Here is a 15,800-nt window from a genome sequence, read left to right on the forward strand (position 1 = left end):
ATACCACAGCAAAAAGTTTATGGCTACGCCACGCAAGCTATCAAACATCCTCTGGAATTTGTTGTTGTGGCTTACAAATACAAGTGTTAGAATTTGCAAGCCAAAGCAGCTATGATAGTTCTTCTTCTCTCGACCTTTGACTAATAGCTTCGACCAACTCCGGCATACTTTCAAACCTATCTTGACCTGTTTGATCAAGTAATGATCTTAAATCTATGGTTTTGTCTTTTGTCCAGTGAATTTCTTCGTGACCTTTTGCTTGTTGGAGTATTTCTTTTTTACTTGCAGGAAAATCAATACCTGCAAGTGCTTGAGTTACTGCTGCAACTCCATAAGCTTCACCTTTATCAGGGCCGCGTTGATGTTCACGTCCTGCTTGTGATTTAGTAGACATAAAATTCTCCTTACCGAATCGTAAGTGACTTATCTACTTTCTAAGCTAGAACTGTTATTTATAACAGCCTTCTATCTTGAGAATTAATTTTGATTTAAATTTTAGAAGTTGAAGTAGCATCTATGACAAAATTGATGCACTTGACAGACTTTAGCTACTTAGTGTTAATTTTAAAATCGCTAGATAATCTAAAACCTTAGATCTTCATCAATCTTCCTTAATAAGGATGACTTTGAGAAAGTTATTTCTTTTTAAAGGGGGACATGGATACAAGCGTAAACTTTTTAAACATCTTCAACTTGTTAAATATGGTGGTTGAGTCGTATCAACCACCAAAATATTCCCAGAAACTTTCTTAAGCTTCGACTTTTACACCTTTCCAGAAAGCAATATAACCTTCTATATTTTTCGCTTTCTCTTTCGTTGTGGGATAATACCAAGCAGCATCTTTGTTAACTTGTCCATTTACGTCAATACTGTAGTAACTAGCAACACCTTTCCAAGGACAAGTGCTGTGGGTGTTGCTTTCTGTAAAATATTCCTTGTTAATAGCATCAGCAGGGAAGTAATGATTTCCTTCCACAACTACGGTTTTGTCGCTTTCGGCTAAAACTGTGCCGTTCCAAATTGCTTTCATAAGTGAGTTTGCAAAGAAAGTTAACAATTTATATTGTTACATTTTAATGTTGAATACTGTGTGGTAATTATAAAATTTATGGAAACAGCTTAAATTCATCATTTCTTTGCGTGATATAGCCTTTCCCACTCTAGTTAGATACAAAATTACCCCTCCCCAACCCTCCCCTTGGTAAGGGGAGGGTGCGCGACAGCGCGGGTGGGGTGTATTTCATGAGCTTGGGAATTGCTATATACTGAGTTTAATGAAAATTTTTGCGAAACAGCAAATGTGACTATTGTGGTAGTGCATTACGCTGTTGCCAACCCGCCCTAAGATTACTCAAACCAATCCTCACCACCTGGTAATTGTGCTAAATAATTATCAATTATATTTGCTAAATCTTTGGGTGAATATTCATAAGTTAACAACAAGAGATTTTGAGCAAAATCAATCAATTCTTCTCGATTCAATCTTTGAGAAATCTGACTCGCTTTTAAAGTACCTCCAAAAATCTCTGCACTAGCTGGACGAATTGCCATTTCTACTGCTTATGCTAAATATTCTCCCCATTTATTAGATTGAATATAATAAGATTTTTGATTATCTTTAACATTTAATTTATCGATTTGAATCACAGAATCAGAAATAGAAGCAATCCAAGAATTAGTTAAACGTTGTTCAACTTGATTTTGAATTAGATGAATAACCAACCTAACTAAAAAAGCTTCTATCTTTCGCAATGTTCCCTGTTTACTCATCTCCTCCAAATCATCAATAATTTCCAAAGCATCATCATAACGACCTTCTAAAATGCTTTGTCTTAAATCTATTAATTCTTGTGTCATAGTTATTTACTATAATTGGTAATTTTGTGATCAAGTTCTCATCTTCATCCTGTTCATCCTTAAATCCTGGAAATCATGATTCAGACAATTTTTTATCATCTTTCTCTATAATCATAGCTACTATTCCCTCTCCCTATTCGTCAACGTGAGTTAAAATCCTAATATCTTTATCACAACCCACGCAGACAACAGAGAAACAGCCATCTACCATGCTTCAGTATCCTGAACTCGAAAAAAAGCTTAAATATCACTTTGGTTATGATCAATTCCGCCCTGGACAAAGGCAAATTATTGAAGATGCGCTGCAAAATCGTGATTTAATGGTGGTGATGCCGACTGGTGGGGGTAAGTCTTTGTGCTTTCAATTACCTGCACTGCTAAAACCAGGTTTAACGGTGGTGGTGTCGCCGTTGATAGCATTGATGCAAGACCAAGTGGAAGCATTGCGAAATAATAACATTTCTGCCACATTTCTCAATAGTAGCCTCAACTCCTATAAAGTGCGATCGCGTGAAGAGGCAATTATGAATGGTAAAGTTAGGTTACTCTACGTCGCCCCAGAACGGTTAGTTAGTGATAGATTTCTGCCGCTTTTGGATGTAGTTAAAGAGAAAATTGGCATTTCTACCTTTGCTATTGATGAAGCGCACTGTGTTTCCGAATGGGGACATGATTTTCGTCCAGAATATCGCCAGTTAAAGTTACTGCGGAAACGCTATCCTGATGTTCCTACTATCGCCCTCACTGCTACCGCTACAGATCGCGTCCGGGCTGATATTATTGAACAATTAGGATTAAAGCAACCAAGTATTCATATTGCTAGTTTTAACCGCCAAAATCTTTATTATGAAGTTAGGGCTAAAAGTAAACGCGCTTACGCTGAAATATTAGAAATTGTTAGAGAAAATGAAGGTTCAGGAATTATCTATTGTTTAACCCGTAAAAAGGTTGATGAATTAACTTTTAAATTACAAAAAGATAAAGTTGCAGCCTTACCATATCATGCGGGATTAAGTGATGATGAACGCTCTAAAAATCAAACTCGATTTATTCGGGATGATGTGCGGGTAATGGTGGCGACAATTGCTTTTGGAATGGGAATTAATAAGCCTGATGTGCGGTTTGTAATTCATTCTGACTTACCGCGTAATATTGAGGGTTATTATCAAGAATCAGGAAGGGCGGGGAGAGATGATGAACCTTCACGGTGTACGCTCTTTTTTAGTTTTGCTGATGTGAAAACGATTGAATGGAGTATTAATCAAAAAACAGATCCACAAGAACAATTAATTGCGAAACAGCAACTACGACAGGTAATTGATTATGCAGAAGGGACAGACTGTAGACGCACTATTCAATTAGGTTATTTTGGGGAAAGATTTGCAGGTAATTGTGGCAATTGTGATAATTGTCGTTATCCCAAACCTGTGCAAGATTGGACTATTGAAGCGATGAAGTTTTTATCTTGTGTGGCTAGGTGCAAAGAAAGATATGGAATGCTTTATATAATTGATGTGTTGCGAGGCGCGAAAAACCAAAAAATTGCCCTGAATGGACATGATCAATTATCCACTTACGGGATTGGTAAAGATAAAACTGTAGATGAGTGGAGGATGTTGGGGCGATCGCTCTTACATCAAGGTATACTAGAGCAAACCCCTGATGGTTACTCGGTTTTGAAGCTTAACCCCCTCAGTTGGGAAGTAATGCGAAAACAGCGTACTGTCTCTATTGCGGTTCCCATAGCCCAAAAAATCAGCTACGAGGAGGGGAATGTTAAAGAGGCTGAAGTCGAAGTTCTCATGCACAGATTGCGATCGCTCCGCAAACAAATTGCTGATGAGCAAGCAGTTCCACCTTACGTCATTTTTCATGATTCTACCCTGAAATTAATGGCGCAAGTACAACCCAAAACCTTACATGAATTTGGTGAACTCTCAGGTGTAGGTAGTCACAAATTAGCCCAATATGGTGCAAAGTTCCTAACCGAAATTCAAGCCTATCGTCAAGAACAAGGTTTACAGCCATTAACAATAAATCAAGTTGATTACGCACCACTGCCTAATTTCCCCTCTGATACCGAATTAACGACATTAGAGTTATATCAACAGGGTCTGAGCATAGAAGAGATTGCCCAAAAACGCAACATTCGTCCCACCACAATTATCCGTCACATCTCAGATTTAATTGAAAAAAATCAACCCATAGATTTAAACAAATTAGTACCTCTAGAACATCAACAAAAGATTTGGCAAGTTTTAGAAGTACTAGGCGATATTTCCCTGACACCGATCCGAGATCATTTAGGTGAAAGTTACAGTTTTGATGAAATTCGCCTAGTGAGGGGAATTTGGCGGCAGAAAAAACGTAATTCTAAATCTTGACTGCTGACCAAATAATTAGGGAAACAACTTTTTTCCTCAGCCCCTTTGCTTCTTGTTGACCAATGACGATTATGTAGCACTTTCGCCTTGGTCTTGCGTACCAAAAATTACAGATAGTAGCTTAGGTAATACCAGACAAGCAGCAGTATTTAAGAGAGTCAAAAGTACACCATCCATGAAACTCATAGATAATACCCCTTTATAAAAATTGGTTCTGATTACTAATTATTATTTTGAATCAAAAGAGGTGTGAGTGATGACATCTAAGTTTTTGAATTTCTTTTGGTATGTATAAGTGAATTAAATATGTTTAAAAAACTATTGAAATATTGATATAAAAATACATATCTTCAAAAAACTTAAACTTAATGAGTTATCTGCCAAATATTTCTGGAAAATCTCCAAAAATTAAATGTGCGTGGCTTGAAACCCTGGTAGAGACGTTCCGGTGGAATGTCTCTCTCGGACTATTGAAGTGAATGAGGGAGAGAGGTTAGGGGAAGGGATTTATTTTCAAGTCAATGTAGGGTTAAAAAACCTAGCACCAAATACTTATCCTGTCAGAATTGATCAAACCTCCCCCTATTTGAAAACCAAAATTATTGCAAAATAGTCTTGATTTACGACTGATTTTCCCATTAAAAATCTCAAATTAGCATTTATGAAATGCCGCTATTCCTGTCCATTAGGAGAACACTGGGAACAAAATCGAGGACTGAATTTACAGAACTGACTACCAGTCAACGCATAGACTGTACAATAGGGGAAACTAGTAGTTTCTATCTTAGCTGTATGTAGCCTAGAGTCTATCAATGATGGCTGAAGAGGTTTGACTTGAAAAGCCAGAAACATAGATAGCAACTTGGGTAAAGCTAGACAAGCAACAGCATTGATGACTGTGATTAATAATGCATCCATTAAACCTATAACTGATCACCTCCTTGATAATTGTAGTGATAACAGTAATTCGTAATTAAAGATTTCCGCATTTGCATCTTAGCTAATTACGAATTAGCAATTATTTGGACATCATTGCAGGGCTGAAAGCAAAACTCATGGAACCGCATGACAACTGAACCATTGAATTTTACTTATATAAATGTAGTTTAGCATAAAGTTTTGTAAATATGGATGTGACGATTACGCTATTGTTATACACAGTAGGGAAAGTGCCTATTAAATACTGTTATTAACAAGAACAACCCATTTACTGCTCAATCATTGTTTTATGACAAAAATACAACCTGCATCTTCTTACTTATCTAACATCACCGAGCGAGAATACCGAGAATTACAGCGTTTGGTAGATTATACAAATGTGGAGTCGCTACCAGAAATTTGGCCCTTGGCGGCCAAGGAATTTGGTAATACGATCGCTCTCCATAACCCCCATGCTAAACCAGAAATCCAGATCACTTATAATCAGTTAGCAGAACAGATCCAACGATTTGCATCTGGGTTACAGGCATTAATCATGGATGTAGGTAATGGTGAAACGCCTACATTTGGCGATCGCATTTCCCTAATTGCCGACAATAGCCCGCGTTGGTTTATTGCTGACCAAGGTATTATGACTGCGGGGGCAGTGAATGCAGTCCGCAGCGCCCAAGCAGAACGAGAAGAACTACTATTTATCATCGCTAATAGTGGTAGTACCGTCGTAGTAGTCGAAGATATCAAAACATTCAATAAAATCAAAGAAGGTCTGAACGACTTACCCATTAAACTGGTTATCTTACTTGCCGATGAAACCCCACCAACAACAGAAAATTTTCGCGTGGTGAACTTTCTCCAGGTGCTAGAAATTGGTAGTAATCACACCTTAGCCACCGTTAAACAAAGCAGCGAAACTTTAGCAACATTAATTTATACATCTGGGACTACAGGCAAACCCAAAGGTGTAATGCTATCTCATCAGAACTTGCTACACCAAGTAAAAAGCTTGGGAACAGTCGTACAACCACAAAAAGGAAATATAGTCCTCAGCATTCTCCCCACATGGCACAGTTACGAACGCAGCGGAGAGTATTTCTTGCTTTCTCAAGGCTGCACACAAATTTACACAAATTTACGTGCTGTCAAACAAGATTTAAAAAAATTCAAACCCAATTACATGATTGCTGTACCCCGGCTGTGGGAATCGATCTATGAAGGAGTGCAGAAGCAGTTCCGCGAACAACCAGCCAAAAAACAACAGCTGATTCAATTTTTGCTGGATATGAGTCAGAAATATATCACAGCACGACGAATTACCCAGGGATTGAGTTTAGATCATATTCATGCCTCATCTGGTGAGCGATTAGGTGCGAAGATCCGAGAAATAGCCTTGTGGCCGTTCCAGGCATTGGGAGAAAAATTAGTTTATGCCAAAGTGCGGGAAGCGACAGGTGGCAAAATTAAGCAAGTAATTAGTGGTGGGGGTGCGCTACCCCGGCACATAGATAACTTTTTTGAAATTGTTGGTGTAGAGATTTTACAAGGCTATGGTTTGACAGAAACCTCACCAGTCACTAATGCGCGTCGTCCTTGGCGAAATTTACGAGGTTCATCTGGACAACCAATTCCCGGCACAGAAGTGAAAATTGTCAATCCAGAAACTCGTCAGCCACTACCAGTAGGAGAACGTGGTTTAGTGCTGCTGAAGGGGCCGCAAATTATGCAAGGCTATTACCAAAATCCCGAAGCAACCAAAAAAGTAATAGACGCTGAAGGTTGGTTTGATAGCGGTGATTTGGGTTGGGTGACTCCCCAAAATGACTTAGTGTTGACTGGTAGAGCCAAAGATACAATTGTGTTAACCAATGGGGAAAACATTGAACCGCAACCAATAGAAGATGCTTGTTTGCGATCGCCCTATGTTGATCAAATTATGCTAGTAGGACAAGATCAACGTAGCATTGGCGCTTTAATTGTTCCCAATCTCGAAGCCTTGGAAAAATGGGCAGAAACTCAGAATGATAAAATTACTGCCTCAACCAGTCAAAAAATTGACTTAGAGAGTAAAATAATCCAGGATTTATTTCGCCAAGAATTGAATCGGGAAGTCAAAGACCGTCCAGGCTATCGAGCTGATGACCGCATTGGCCCCTTCAAATTAATTCTCGAACCATTTTCCATTGAAAATGGCCTGATGACACAAACCTTAAAAGTTCGTCGTCATGTTGTCATGGATCGGTATCGAGATATTATTGACGGAATGTTTGCCAATTAATTCTCCAGTTCGCGGATTTCCTCCGCGACGAGAATGGTGACTAGTACACAATGGCGAAAATAAGCCACCCATTTCAAAAGTCTAAAACCCTGACGCAATGCTAATTACAAATTACGCAAAGCAGTACTAGTCTCTTTTCTCCTGCAAACTATAAAAGTGAACGTAAAATATTTATGGATGTTTCCAACCCTCAATTGCTTCTCAAACGTGGCGTTAATGTCAAAGTCATCGTCACTCCTCTCTGGAAAGAGGAAGTGCAACAACAACTGCAAGCTCAGATCAATCAACTTGATCAGCAACTGCAACAATTAGATGTAGAAGGACAAAGAGCAGTTGCAGCAATTCAAAAACAAAGTTTACAACCACCAGGACCCCAAACCCTCCAACAAATTGACAATATCCAACTCCAGGTAAATCAAAAGAAAAGTGAACTGCTAGAACAAAAAAATCAACTACTACAAAATCTTCAGCAAGTGCAGTTTCTGGAATTAGATCAAGAAGTCAACCAATTCCAAATGGAAGGCTTTTTCCGGGCAGAAATCGGGGATAACTTGATTAGTAAAATGCAGGTGGAAATTGTGTTAAGAGATGGCGTTGTCGAAGAAATTCGCGGCGATATTTAACATCTAGTTATCGATCATTAGAAACAGGGAATACGGGCAAATAGGAAAAATATTTTTCTTCCTTTTTCCTATTCCCTGTTATGATATTTCCCGAAAATCTCAATATAAAACATAGATATATCAACAGTTTCAGGCTGAAAAAGTTGGAGAAGGTGTAAAAAAATAAGCGATGAAAGCATCAAAAACCGTTCATTTACCCAGATTTGAGAATATTCTGATCTCCTTCTAATTCTTCTTCCTGACTCCTGACTCCTGACTCCTGACTCCTAGCCCTAACGGAAAGACTTTTTCAACAAATCCTAATTACAGTTTTGTCCAAGTTTATTTTGGACTGAACCTTTAGAGAAACATTGCACTTGAGAGCCAGCCCAGATAATTTCCCAGACTGGTGGTGAGCTAACTAAGAGCGATCGCCCAAAGCGGTTCATTTCTACCCGATATTTAATCGCACCCACCGTATTATTTTTAGTCCGATTGATTTGGGTAATCGTCACTAACGCCTGATTCGGTTGAGGATAAGCTACTTCTATCTGGCTTTTTCCTGCCACCGATGTCACCTCATTCAGCATATTCAGAGCTAGATTCGCAGGATCACTGCCTTGCATGGCAGAATTGATACTTTCTAAAGGTATGGTTTGATAATTGTCACGCTCAGGGTAAGCCAGCAGTTGCGAAGACTTTTCTAAGACAGATGTTAACTGTTGTTGATGTCCATTAGCAGTTCCAGTTATCAATGCAGGTGGTTGATTCTGAATCACATAAACCCCAGCAGTAGCAGCCAACATACTGAGTGTTAAAATCAAAAACAATTTAAACTTTGCCGACATAGTAATAGTATTAAAGGGGAATTTCAAACAGGTGAATGACCAATTTTGAATTTTTAGATTCAACCCTCACCCCTAGCTATAGCTAATGTTCAGCTTTTGTGTGAGAAATCCGGGTGAGGAGCATGGATATCTATGGAAATCCTAGTTTCTATCGACAAACTATCAGCGAACTGACAAAAGCCCTTCAGGCATCCAAGAGACAGCGCTGGCGCTCTTGATCTATAGACATCACCCTCAGCTTTAGGTTCCAATTGAGAATTGGGGATAAATTGTAAATAATTCTCCCCCTGCTCCCTGTTCCCTCCATCATTTCTTATCAAAAATTTTCGTGCCAAGATACAATTCAATCTGGCAGCAGCTGTTAAAGTCCATAAAATTATTGATTCTGAAACCACCATTATGAGCATTCATGAAGTATTTATGCCGGCGCTGAGTTCCACCATGACCGAAGGCAAAATTGTCTCTTGGGAGAAATCACCAGGGGATAAAGTGGAAAAAGGCGAAACAGTGGTGGTTGTCGAGTCGGATAAGGCCGATATGGATGTGGAATCCTTTTATGAGGGATTTCTCGCCCATATTATAGTTCCCGCTGGTGAAACCGCACCTGTCGGCGCAGCGATCGCTTACGTAGCCGAAACAGAAGCAGAAATCGAAACCGCCAAGGCTATGGGTGGTGGTGGTGCTGTGGCTGAAACATCCGCACCCGAACCCGAACTAGTTGCCGTATCTGCCTCATTGACAACACCCGCTACAGTTTCTCAAAATGGTTCCAACCATCGGGAAGGACGGTTAGTAGTTTCACCCCGCGCTCGCAAGTTAGCCAAAGAACTCCGGGTTGATTTAAATAATCTCACAGGTAGTGGCCCCTATGGTCGCATCGTCGCCGAAGATGTAGAAGCTGCCGTGGGTAAAGCGCCACAACCTACTACCCCTGCTATTACTCCAACTCAACCGACACCACCTGTTACCCCTACAGTAGCACCTGCAAAACCAACACCTGCACCGGCTCCAGTGGTCAGCAATGCCGTTCCTGGTCAAACAGTACCATTAACGACTTTGCAAAATGCCGTAGCACGGAATATGCTACCCAGTCTATCTGTACCCACATTCCATGTTGGTTACACAATTACCACCGATGGACTAGATAAGCTTTACAAGCAAATCAAATCTAAAGGTGTGACAATGACGGCGCTATTAGCAAAAGCTGTAGCAGTGACATTGCAAAAACACCCTTTATTAAATGCCAGCTATTCTGATCAAGGAATTGTGTATCATCCTCATATCAACGTTGCTGTTGCAGTAGCAATGGATGATGGTGGATTAATTACACCAGTCTTGCAAAAAGCAGATCAGGTAGATATCTATTCTTTATCTCGCAATTGGAAATCTTTGGTAGAAAAAGCTAGAGCTAAACAACTACAACCAGAGGAATACAACAGTGGGACATTTACCCTCTCTAACCTGGGAATGTTTGGTGTAGATACATTTGATGCAATTTTGCCACCTGGACAAGGTTCAATTTTAGCGATCGCTGCATCCCGTCCGCAAGTAGTAGCCACAGCAGATGGTTTATTTGGTGTGCGTTCACAAATGACAGTTAATATCACCTGTGACCACCGCATTATTTACGGCGCTCATGCAGCAGCATTCTTGAAAGATTTGGCGAAATTGATTGAAACTGAACCTCAATCTTTGGCACTTTAACCAAAAACTTTACAGGCCAATCAGGTACTTCCAAATAAAAAATCTCCAATTTGTAGGCTGGGTTAAGACTATAGTCCGTAACCCGCCATAAACTTAAGGGATAATCGGGATAATGGTCAGTGACGCTACCACACGCCACTTATGACTTACCAATAAATATTAATTTGAGACTTGGAATTTAAACACTCCAAGTTTTTTTATAATTTACTTAAACTGAATAAAAAACGACATGATAAATGAACATAGTTTAATCCTTGATTTGACAATCGTTTTAGTAGGTACAGCACTAGGCGGATTTTTAGCACATCGGCTGCATCAACCTGTCATACTTGGTTATTTAGTGAGTGGATTTGCAATTGGCCCTTTTGGTTTCAAATTATTAGCCAATGTTACTGACATTAAATCTTTAGCCGAAATTGGTGTCGCTTTCCTGCTATTTGCACTAGGTGTAGAATTCTCCTTAGCAGAATTAAAACGAGTTAAAGAAATTGCCATCAAAGGTAGTTTATTACAACTTGGCTTGACAATCGCTTTAGTAACCATAGTAACGTCAATTACAGGTTGGGCTGCGGGAATCACCCAAGGAATCTTCTTAGGAGCAGTTTTATCTCTTTCGTCCACAGCAATTGTGTTAAAAACCCTCACAGAAAGGGGTGAAATTAATACAGTACATGGGCAAATTATGCTGGCAATTTTAATTACCCAAGATTTAGCCTTGGGAGTGATGTTAGCAATACTACCAGCTTTACAACAACCAGAAAATATTGCTGTAGCACTGGGCTTTGCTCTCATCAAAATTGTACTATTTGTAATAGTAGCAATTATATTCAGTTGCTGGATAGTTCCCTATATTTTAAGTAATATCGCCGCTACGGAAAGTAATGAATTATTTTTATTAGTTGTAATTGCTCTATGTTTAGGAGTTGCCTTAACAACTGCATACTTAGGTCTTTCTATTGCAATGGGGGCATTTGTTGCTGGTTTAATGATTTCTGAAATTGATTATGCCGACCAGGCATTAGCAAAAATTTTACCTTTACGAGATACATTTGCAAGTCTGTTTTTTTCATCAATTGGAATGCTGATTGATCCTGCCATTCTCATCAACAATTTTGGACTAATCTTAGGACTTGTAGCTTTAGTAATGCTAGGTAAAGCAGCAATTATCTTAGGTATTGTTTTAAAGTTTGGCTACTCTCTAAAAAACGCTATTATAGTCAGTTTTGGTATCAACCAAATTGGAGAATTTTCTTTTGTATTAGCCTTGGTAGGATTAAAATTAGAGTTGATATCTCAACAAACCTATTCTCTATTATTAGGGACAACAGCAATTACTCTCCTACTCACTCCTTTATCCCTCCAAGTCGCACCTTTAATTGCCGATAATTTGCATCGAAACCCCTTACTGGCAAAGTTATTACAACGCTTTTCTGCACCCAAAACAATATCCATGCCAGAAATAATGACTGGTCATGTAGTAGTAGCAGGTTACGGCAGAGTTGGTCAAGTAATAGTCAAAATATTACAAACCGAAGGATATCCCGTTTTAGTAATTGAAAATAGTGAAGCATCTGTACAAAGACTGCGAATGCACCAAATACCTTATATTTTCGGAGATGCAGATTCTGAATTAGTTTTAGAAAAAGCACATTTAGCAACTGCTAAAGCTTTAGCAATTGCCCTTCCAGACCCTGCCAGCACTCGCTTACTTCTAAAAAATGCTCTGGCTATTGCACCTAATTTAGATGTAATTGCTCGTTCACACAGTAACAAAGAAATTGATCTTTTAACCCAAATGGGTGCTAAAGAAGTGGTACAACCTGAATTTGAGGCAGCATTAGAGTTAGGAAATCATTTACTAAAAACATTAGGTGCAGCAGAAAGTTACATCCAAACTGTTATCAAAACTATTCGCAAAGATAGATATTTAAGTGTTAGACCTGAGCAAGAATAGATATTTTTTAACAATCAAGCATTTACTACGTCTCAGGAACTTAGTCTTATCGAACAGAATTCAGGAGTCAGGAGTCAGGAGTCAGGAGTCAGAAGTAAAACCGGCTTGGTGTCTGGCTTTGAATTTAGATTCTGTACCGTATGGCTACGCCACGCAAGCTATCAGCTGACGCTCACGGCGAAGCCTCATTGATCTGCAATCCGCTGTAAGATACATCAGACACTTGTAAATCTGTGTTTGGTAATCTAAAAACAGACTCATGACAATTATCGAACAGAATTCAGGATTCTTCTTTAAGTTTGTTTCCTGCCAAGATACGAACTATAGAAAAATTCTATTGTTTCTATTGAATAACTAAGACATTTTCAGAGAATTTGTATAAGATGGACTGATCAACAACTCATTGATCTAACAAGGTCAATTGGTTTGTTCCTATGGTTACAAAATTTTTAAAGTAAATGAACAAAAAATTTGTTTTGACCTTGCTTTCTAGCCCCGTTATTTTTATGTCCATGCTATCTACAGTCATGATAGCTAGACCTATTCATGCCGGTCAAACAGTTACCCCTATAGGTACTCATCTATCTTGTGTCCGTTCTAACCATTCAGCAACACCACGTCAGGTATGTATACAGGTAGATAATACCACTCCATCGACAGCTAAACCAACCATGCAACTAGCTCAAGTTGAAGGGGAGGAAAATCAAACTATTAAAAATGAGCCAGAGCAGCAAAATCAGCCAGATGAATTAGAATTCACAGAAGCAGAAAGTGATGAGGCTATCAAGTTGTTTGGCTGTGATTGTCCAGCCTGCATCAGTTCTGTGCGTCAGTTACATGGTTTAGCACCTTTACCAGTATAGTTTGACCAAAAATAGCAGCCCTCTGACTTCGCTCAGGGAAAGGGGGGAAAAAGGGTTTGAGCCTTATTTACTTTTCTTTACACAGTTTGGCTTTATTCTGTCTACCTACTTAGTACAAACAGGAGAGGCCAGAGAACTTGCTCTCTGGCTCTTGGCTGTAAAACTCTAAACAATGAATCGTTGAATGCAGGGCGGTTTGGAGCTAAAGCCTAGATGCGTCCAATGTTGTGTAGTCCTAAAATGATACCTGCTCCTAAGATATGACCAAAAGCGGTAGTTGCTAGTATGGCAGGTAAGCCAAAACCGCCAAAGAAATTGGGGGCTGGAGCGGCTGGTTCTGCGCTAGGATATTGGATTGTAAATTTGCCGAAAGCGATCGCAATAATATTGGCAATAATCATGATGATGCCAACAGTAGGACTCCATTCTAGGGGTGCGGGTACAACAGCGAGTAAAGATGTCAACACCGGGTTTGCTCCTGAAATTTTTGCTGAAACAATATGCTCTTAAAGTTTCCTCATAAAAGTGAATATAAATCTCAAATTTGCAGCAATTTTTAATATTTTGTCTAAATACTTCATATAAATCATTAACTGATTGAAACGTAAATTTTAAGCGATAATTGCTAAAATCGTCACAGCTTTTGCACTAGGTTTTGCGTCAAACTTAGATTTAGATGCTACGAAGACTACATCGACGAGACACAAATTGCTTCCCGTAAGATACAAAATATTTTTCTGGTTACATTCAGTTGAATGATGATGTTATTATGAATGTGTAAATACGGTAATGTCGATACCATACTTCAATAGCTATGAAAATAGAGGCAATCGCCATTAAATTAGGAAGCCTACATTTTTGCATACTGAAATAATTTATTGAATTTACTATGTCCTCAAGTCTTGATTCTTTACCACCAGCACTATCTAAAATCGTTCAACGCTTCCAACGCGCTGCTGAACCAAAGCGACGTTATGAGCAATTGATTTGGTATGCTCAAAAATTACCAGAATTTCCCGAAGCTGACAAAATACCTGAAAACAAAGTACCAGGCTGCGTCTCACAGGTATACGTGACAGCATCACTGAATGATGGAAAGGTGTTTTTTCAGGGAGATTCTGATTCTCAGCTAACTAAAGGCTTAGTGGCGCTGTTGATAGAAGGATTGAAAGAACTATCACCTACAGAAATTGTACAACTGACTCCAGATTTCATTCAAGCCACAGGTTTAAACGTTAGTCTCACACCCTCCCGCGCTAATGGTTTTTACAATATTTTCAAAACCATGCAGAAAAAAGCTTTGGAATGCAAGTTAGATACATAGGGACTGCGAAGGAATTAATAATTACGTATCCCTAGGGGGAGCTTAGGCACTATTACAACTTAACAAATTAAATTAAGATGTCTACTAATTTATTAACAAAACCTGTTACTACTGCATTTGGTGGTGAAGTTAAAGAATTTCTCTGGAATTGGGAAAACCAGCAATTGCGGGTAATTTATGAAACTATAGGACAAGGTTCACCGCTTTTATTGCTTCCTGCTTTTAGTAGTGTTTCCACACGAGGGGAAGTGGGAGAACTTGCTCAATTACTTGCTTCCCATTTTAAAGTTACCGCTATCGACTGGCCAGGTTTTGGAGAATCTGACCGACTGAATTTAGATTACAACCCAGCAATATATCAGCAATTTTTGGCAAATTTTGTTAAATATGTTTTCGCTCAAGGAATTAGTGTAGTTGCAGCCGGTCATAGTGCTGGTTATGTCCTACAACTAGCCGTAACACAGCCAGATACTTTTACGCGGATTGTGTTGGTAGCACCAACTTGGCGAGGGCCTCTGCCAACAATGGGAGCAAATGCAAATATAGCTGCTATGGTTAGGGGGTTAGTGCGATCGCCCATTATCGGTCAAGCGCTTTATAAACTCAACACCACCCCATCTTTTTTAAGTTGGATGTACAGCCGTCACGTTTTCACTGATACAGCAAAACTTACACCCGACTTCATCACCGAAAAGTGGCAAAGTACCCAACAACCAAACGCCAGATTTGCTTCTGCAGCCTTTGTAACTGGAAATATTGATACGATTTATAGTCAAACAGAGTTTTTGTCCCTAGTACAGTCCTTATCTGCGCCACTAATGGCTGTAATTGGCGAATCTAGCCCTCCCAAATCACGCCAAGAAATGGACGCATTAGCGGCTTTACCAGGAGTTAGCAGCATTGTTATTCCCGGTTCTTTGGGACTGCATGAAGAATACCCCGCAGCCGTTTTTGAAGCGATATTACCATTCCTACTTACAGGACTTCCAGGCGATTCTAAATAATGAAATAGCAAGGCTTTTAATGGTCATAATCACCATCAGCAAAAAATT

General features: G+C 39.3%; 15 protein-coding genes. 8 read left to right on the plus strand and 7 right to left on the minus strand.

Annotated elements, in window-relative coordinates; genetic code table 11:
* Positions 1–109 precede the first annotated feature (109 nt).
* From ACOWPH_RS25410 to ACOWPH_RS25425, 4 genes are all read right to left on the minus strand, one after another.
* Positions 110–394 (minus strand): DUF2795 domain-containing protein, encoded by a 285-nt coding sequence (locus tag ACOWPH_RS25410; protein WP_015212898.1) that lies wholly within the window; start codon positions 392–394, stop codon positions 110–112.
* Positions 395–749: 355 nt separating this feature from the next.
* Positions 750–1,031 carry a DUF427 domain-containing protein gene (locus ACOWPH_RS25415; protein ID WP_015212899.1) on the minus strand — a complete coding sequence of 94 codons (282 nt, stop codon included), beginning with the start codon at positions 1,029–1,031 and terminating at the stop codon, positions 750–752.
* Between the two features lie 317 nt (positions 1,032–1,348).
* On the minus strand, positions 1,349–1,552 hold the full coding sequence (locus ACOWPH_RS25420; protein WP_042464526.1) for a hypothetical protein: 204 nt from the start codon (positions 1,550–1,552) through the stop codon (positions 1,349–1,351).
* 9 nt (positions 1,553–1,561) lie between these two features.
* Positions 1,562–1,858, minus strand: a complete 297-nt coding sequence (locus ACOWPH_RS25425) for a DUF29 family protein (protein ID WP_042464530.1) — start codon at positions 1,856–1,858, stop codon at positions 1,562–1,564.
* Positions 1,859–2,067: 209 nt separating this feature from the next.
* Here ACOWPH_RS25425 and recQ point away from each other — a divergent pair, with 209 nt between their 5' ends.
* Entirely contained in the window at positions 2,068–4,242 is a 2,175-nt protein-coding gene (gene recQ, locus ACOWPH_RS25430) for a DNA helicase RecQ (protein WP_015212900.1), read from the plus strand.
* A gap of 672 nt (positions 4,243–4,914) precedes the next feature.
* Here recQ and ACOWPH_RS25435 read toward each other — a convergent pair.
* Positions 4,915–5,160, minus strand: a complete 246-nt coding sequence (locus ACOWPH_RS25435; protein ID WP_015212902.1) for a hypothetical protein — start codon at positions 5,158–5,160, stop codon at positions 4,915–4,917.
* A gap of 310 nt (positions 5,161–5,470) precedes the next feature.
* Here ACOWPH_RS25435 and ACOWPH_RS25440 point away from each other — a divergent pair, with 310 nt between their 5' ends.
* Together ACOWPH_RS25440 and ACOWPH_RS25445 are read left to right on the plus strand one after the other, a co-directional pair.
* On the plus strand, positions 5,471–7,453 hold the full coding sequence (locus ACOWPH_RS25440; RefSeq protein ID WP_015212903.1) for an AMP-dependent synthetase/ligase: 1,983 nt from the start codon (positions 5,471–5,473) through the stop codon (positions 7,451–7,453).
* A gap of 173 nt (positions 7,454–7,626) precedes the next feature.
* Positions 7,627–8,076 carry a YlqD family protein gene (locus tag ACOWPH_RS25445; protein WP_015212904.1) on the plus strand — a complete coding sequence of 150 codons (450 nt, stop codon included), beginning with the start codon at positions 7,627–7,629 and terminating at the stop codon, positions 8,074–8,076.
* Between the two features lie 299 nt (positions 8,077–8,375).
* Here ACOWPH_RS25445 and ACOWPH_RS25450 read toward each other — a convergent pair whose 3' ends face one another.
* Positions 8,376–8,903, minus strand: a complete 528-nt coding sequence (locus tag ACOWPH_RS25450) for a hypothetical protein (protein ID WP_015212905.1) — start codon at positions 8,901–8,903, stop codon at positions 8,376–8,378.
* Positions 8,904–9,302: 399 nt separating this feature from the next.
* Between ACOWPH_RS25450 and ACOWPH_RS25455 the strand changes: the two genes are divergently transcribed.
* The 3 genes from ACOWPH_RS25455 (at position 9,303) to ACOWPH_RS25465 (ending at position 13,424) form a co-directional block, all read left to right on the plus strand.
* Positions 9,303–10,607: a dihydrolipoamide acetyltransferase family protein gene (locus ACOWPH_RS25455; RefSeq protein ID WP_015212906.1), complete on the plus strand. Its 1,305-nt coding sequence runs from the start codon at positions 9,303–9,305 to the stop codon at positions 10,605–10,607.
* Positions 10,608–10,836: 229 nt separating this feature from the next.
* A complete protein-coding gene (locus ACOWPH_RS25460) occupies positions 10,837–12,561 on the plus strand; it encodes a cation:proton antiporter (protein WP_015212907.1) in 1,725 nt (574 codons plus the stop codon).
* Between the two features lie 458 nt (positions 12,562–13,019).
* Positions 13,020–13,424, plus strand: coding sequence for a hypothetical protein (locus tag ACOWPH_RS25465; RefSeq protein ID WP_042464536.1), 405 nt, complete (start codon positions 13,020–13,022; stop codon positions 13,422–13,424).
* A 209-nt stretch (positions 13,425–13,633) separates the two neighbouring features.
* Here the strand turns inward: ACOWPH_RS25465 and psaK are convergent, their stop codons facing one another.
* Entirely contained in the window at positions 13,634–13,891 is a 258-nt protein-coding gene (psaK, locus tag ACOWPH_RS25470; RefSeq protein WP_015212909.1) for a photosystem I reaction center subunit PsaK, read from the minus strand.
* A 422-nt stretch (positions 13,892–14,313) separates the two neighbouring features.
* Between psaK and ACOWPH_RS25475 the strand changes: the two genes are divergently transcribed.
* Both ACOWPH_RS25475 and ACOWPH_RS25480 read left to right on the plus strand, forming a co-directional pair.
* Positions 14,314–14,748, plus strand: coding sequence for a SufE family protein (locus ACOWPH_RS25475; RefSeq protein WP_015212910.1), 435 nt, complete (start codon positions 14,314–14,316; stop codon positions 14,746–14,748).
* Positions 14,749–14,825: 77 nt separating this feature from the next.
* On the plus strand, positions 14,826–15,752 hold the full coding sequence (locus ACOWPH_RS25480) for an alpha/beta fold hydrolase (protein ID WP_015212911.1): 927 nt from the start codon (positions 14,826–14,828) through the stop codon (positions 15,750–15,752).
* The last annotated feature ends 48 nt before the right edge of the window (positions 15,753–15,800 follow it).

This window comes from Anabaena sp. PCC 7938 (genome assembly GCF_049315035.1).
Classification (GTDB): domain Bacteria; phylum Cyanobacteriota; class Cyanobacteriia; order Cyanobacteriales; family Nostocaceae; genus Anabaena; species Anabaena cylindrica.

Coding starts and splice junctions, on each gene's coding strand:
- ACOWPH_RS25410 (WP_015212898.1), bottom strand. CDS start 394: ATGTCTACTAAATCACAAGCAGGACGTGAACATCAACGCGGCCCTGAT.
- ACOWPH_RS25415 (WP_015212899.1), bottom strand. CDS start 1,031: ATGAAAGCAATTTGGAACGGCACAGTTTTAGCCGAAAGCGACAAAACC.
- ACOWPH_RS25420 (WP_042464526.1), bottom strand. CDS start 1,552: ATGGCAATTCGTCCAGCTAGTGCAGAGATTTTTGGAGGTACTTTAAAA.
- ACOWPH_RS25425 (WP_042464530.1), bottom strand. CDS start 1,858: ATGACACAAGAATTAATAGATTTAAGACAAAGCATTTTAGAAGGTCGT.
- recQ (WP_015212900.1), top strand. CDS start 2,068: ATGCTTCAGTATCCTGAACTCGAAAAAAAGCTTAAATATCACTTTGGT.
- ACOWPH_RS25435 (WP_015212902.1), bottom strand. CDS start 5,160: ATGGATGCATTATTAATCACAGTCATCAATGCTGTTGCTTGTCTAGCT.
- ACOWPH_RS25440 (WP_015212903.1), top strand. CDS start 5,471: ATGACAAAAATACAACCTGCATCTTCTTACTTATCTAACATCACCGAG.
- ACOWPH_RS25445 (WP_015212904.1), top strand. CDS start 7,627: ATGGATGTTTCCAACCCTCAATTGCTTCTCAAACGTGGCGTTAATGTC.
- ACOWPH_RS25450 (WP_015212905.1), bottom strand. CDS start 8,903: ATGTCGGCAAAGTTTAAATTGTTTTTGATTTTAACACTCAGTATGTTG.
- ACOWPH_RS25455 (WP_015212906.1), top strand. CDS start 9,303: ATGAGCATTCATGAAGTATTTATGCCGGCGCTGAGTTCCACCATGACC.
- ACOWPH_RS25460 (WP_015212907.1), top strand. CDS start 10,837: ATGATAAATGAACATAGTTTAATCCTTGATTTGACAATCGTTTTAGTA.
- ACOWPH_RS25465 (WP_042464536.1), top strand. CDS start 13,020: ATGAACAAAAAATTTGTTTTGACCTTGCTTTCTAGCCCCGTTATTTTT.
- ACOWPH_RS25475 (WP_015212910.1), top strand. CDS start 14,314: ATGTCCTCAAGTCTTGATTCTTTACCACCAGCACTATCTAAAATCGTT.
- ACOWPH_RS25480 (WP_015212911.1), top strand. CDS start 14,826: ATGTCTACTAATTTATTAACAAAACCTGTTACTACTGCATTTGGTGGT.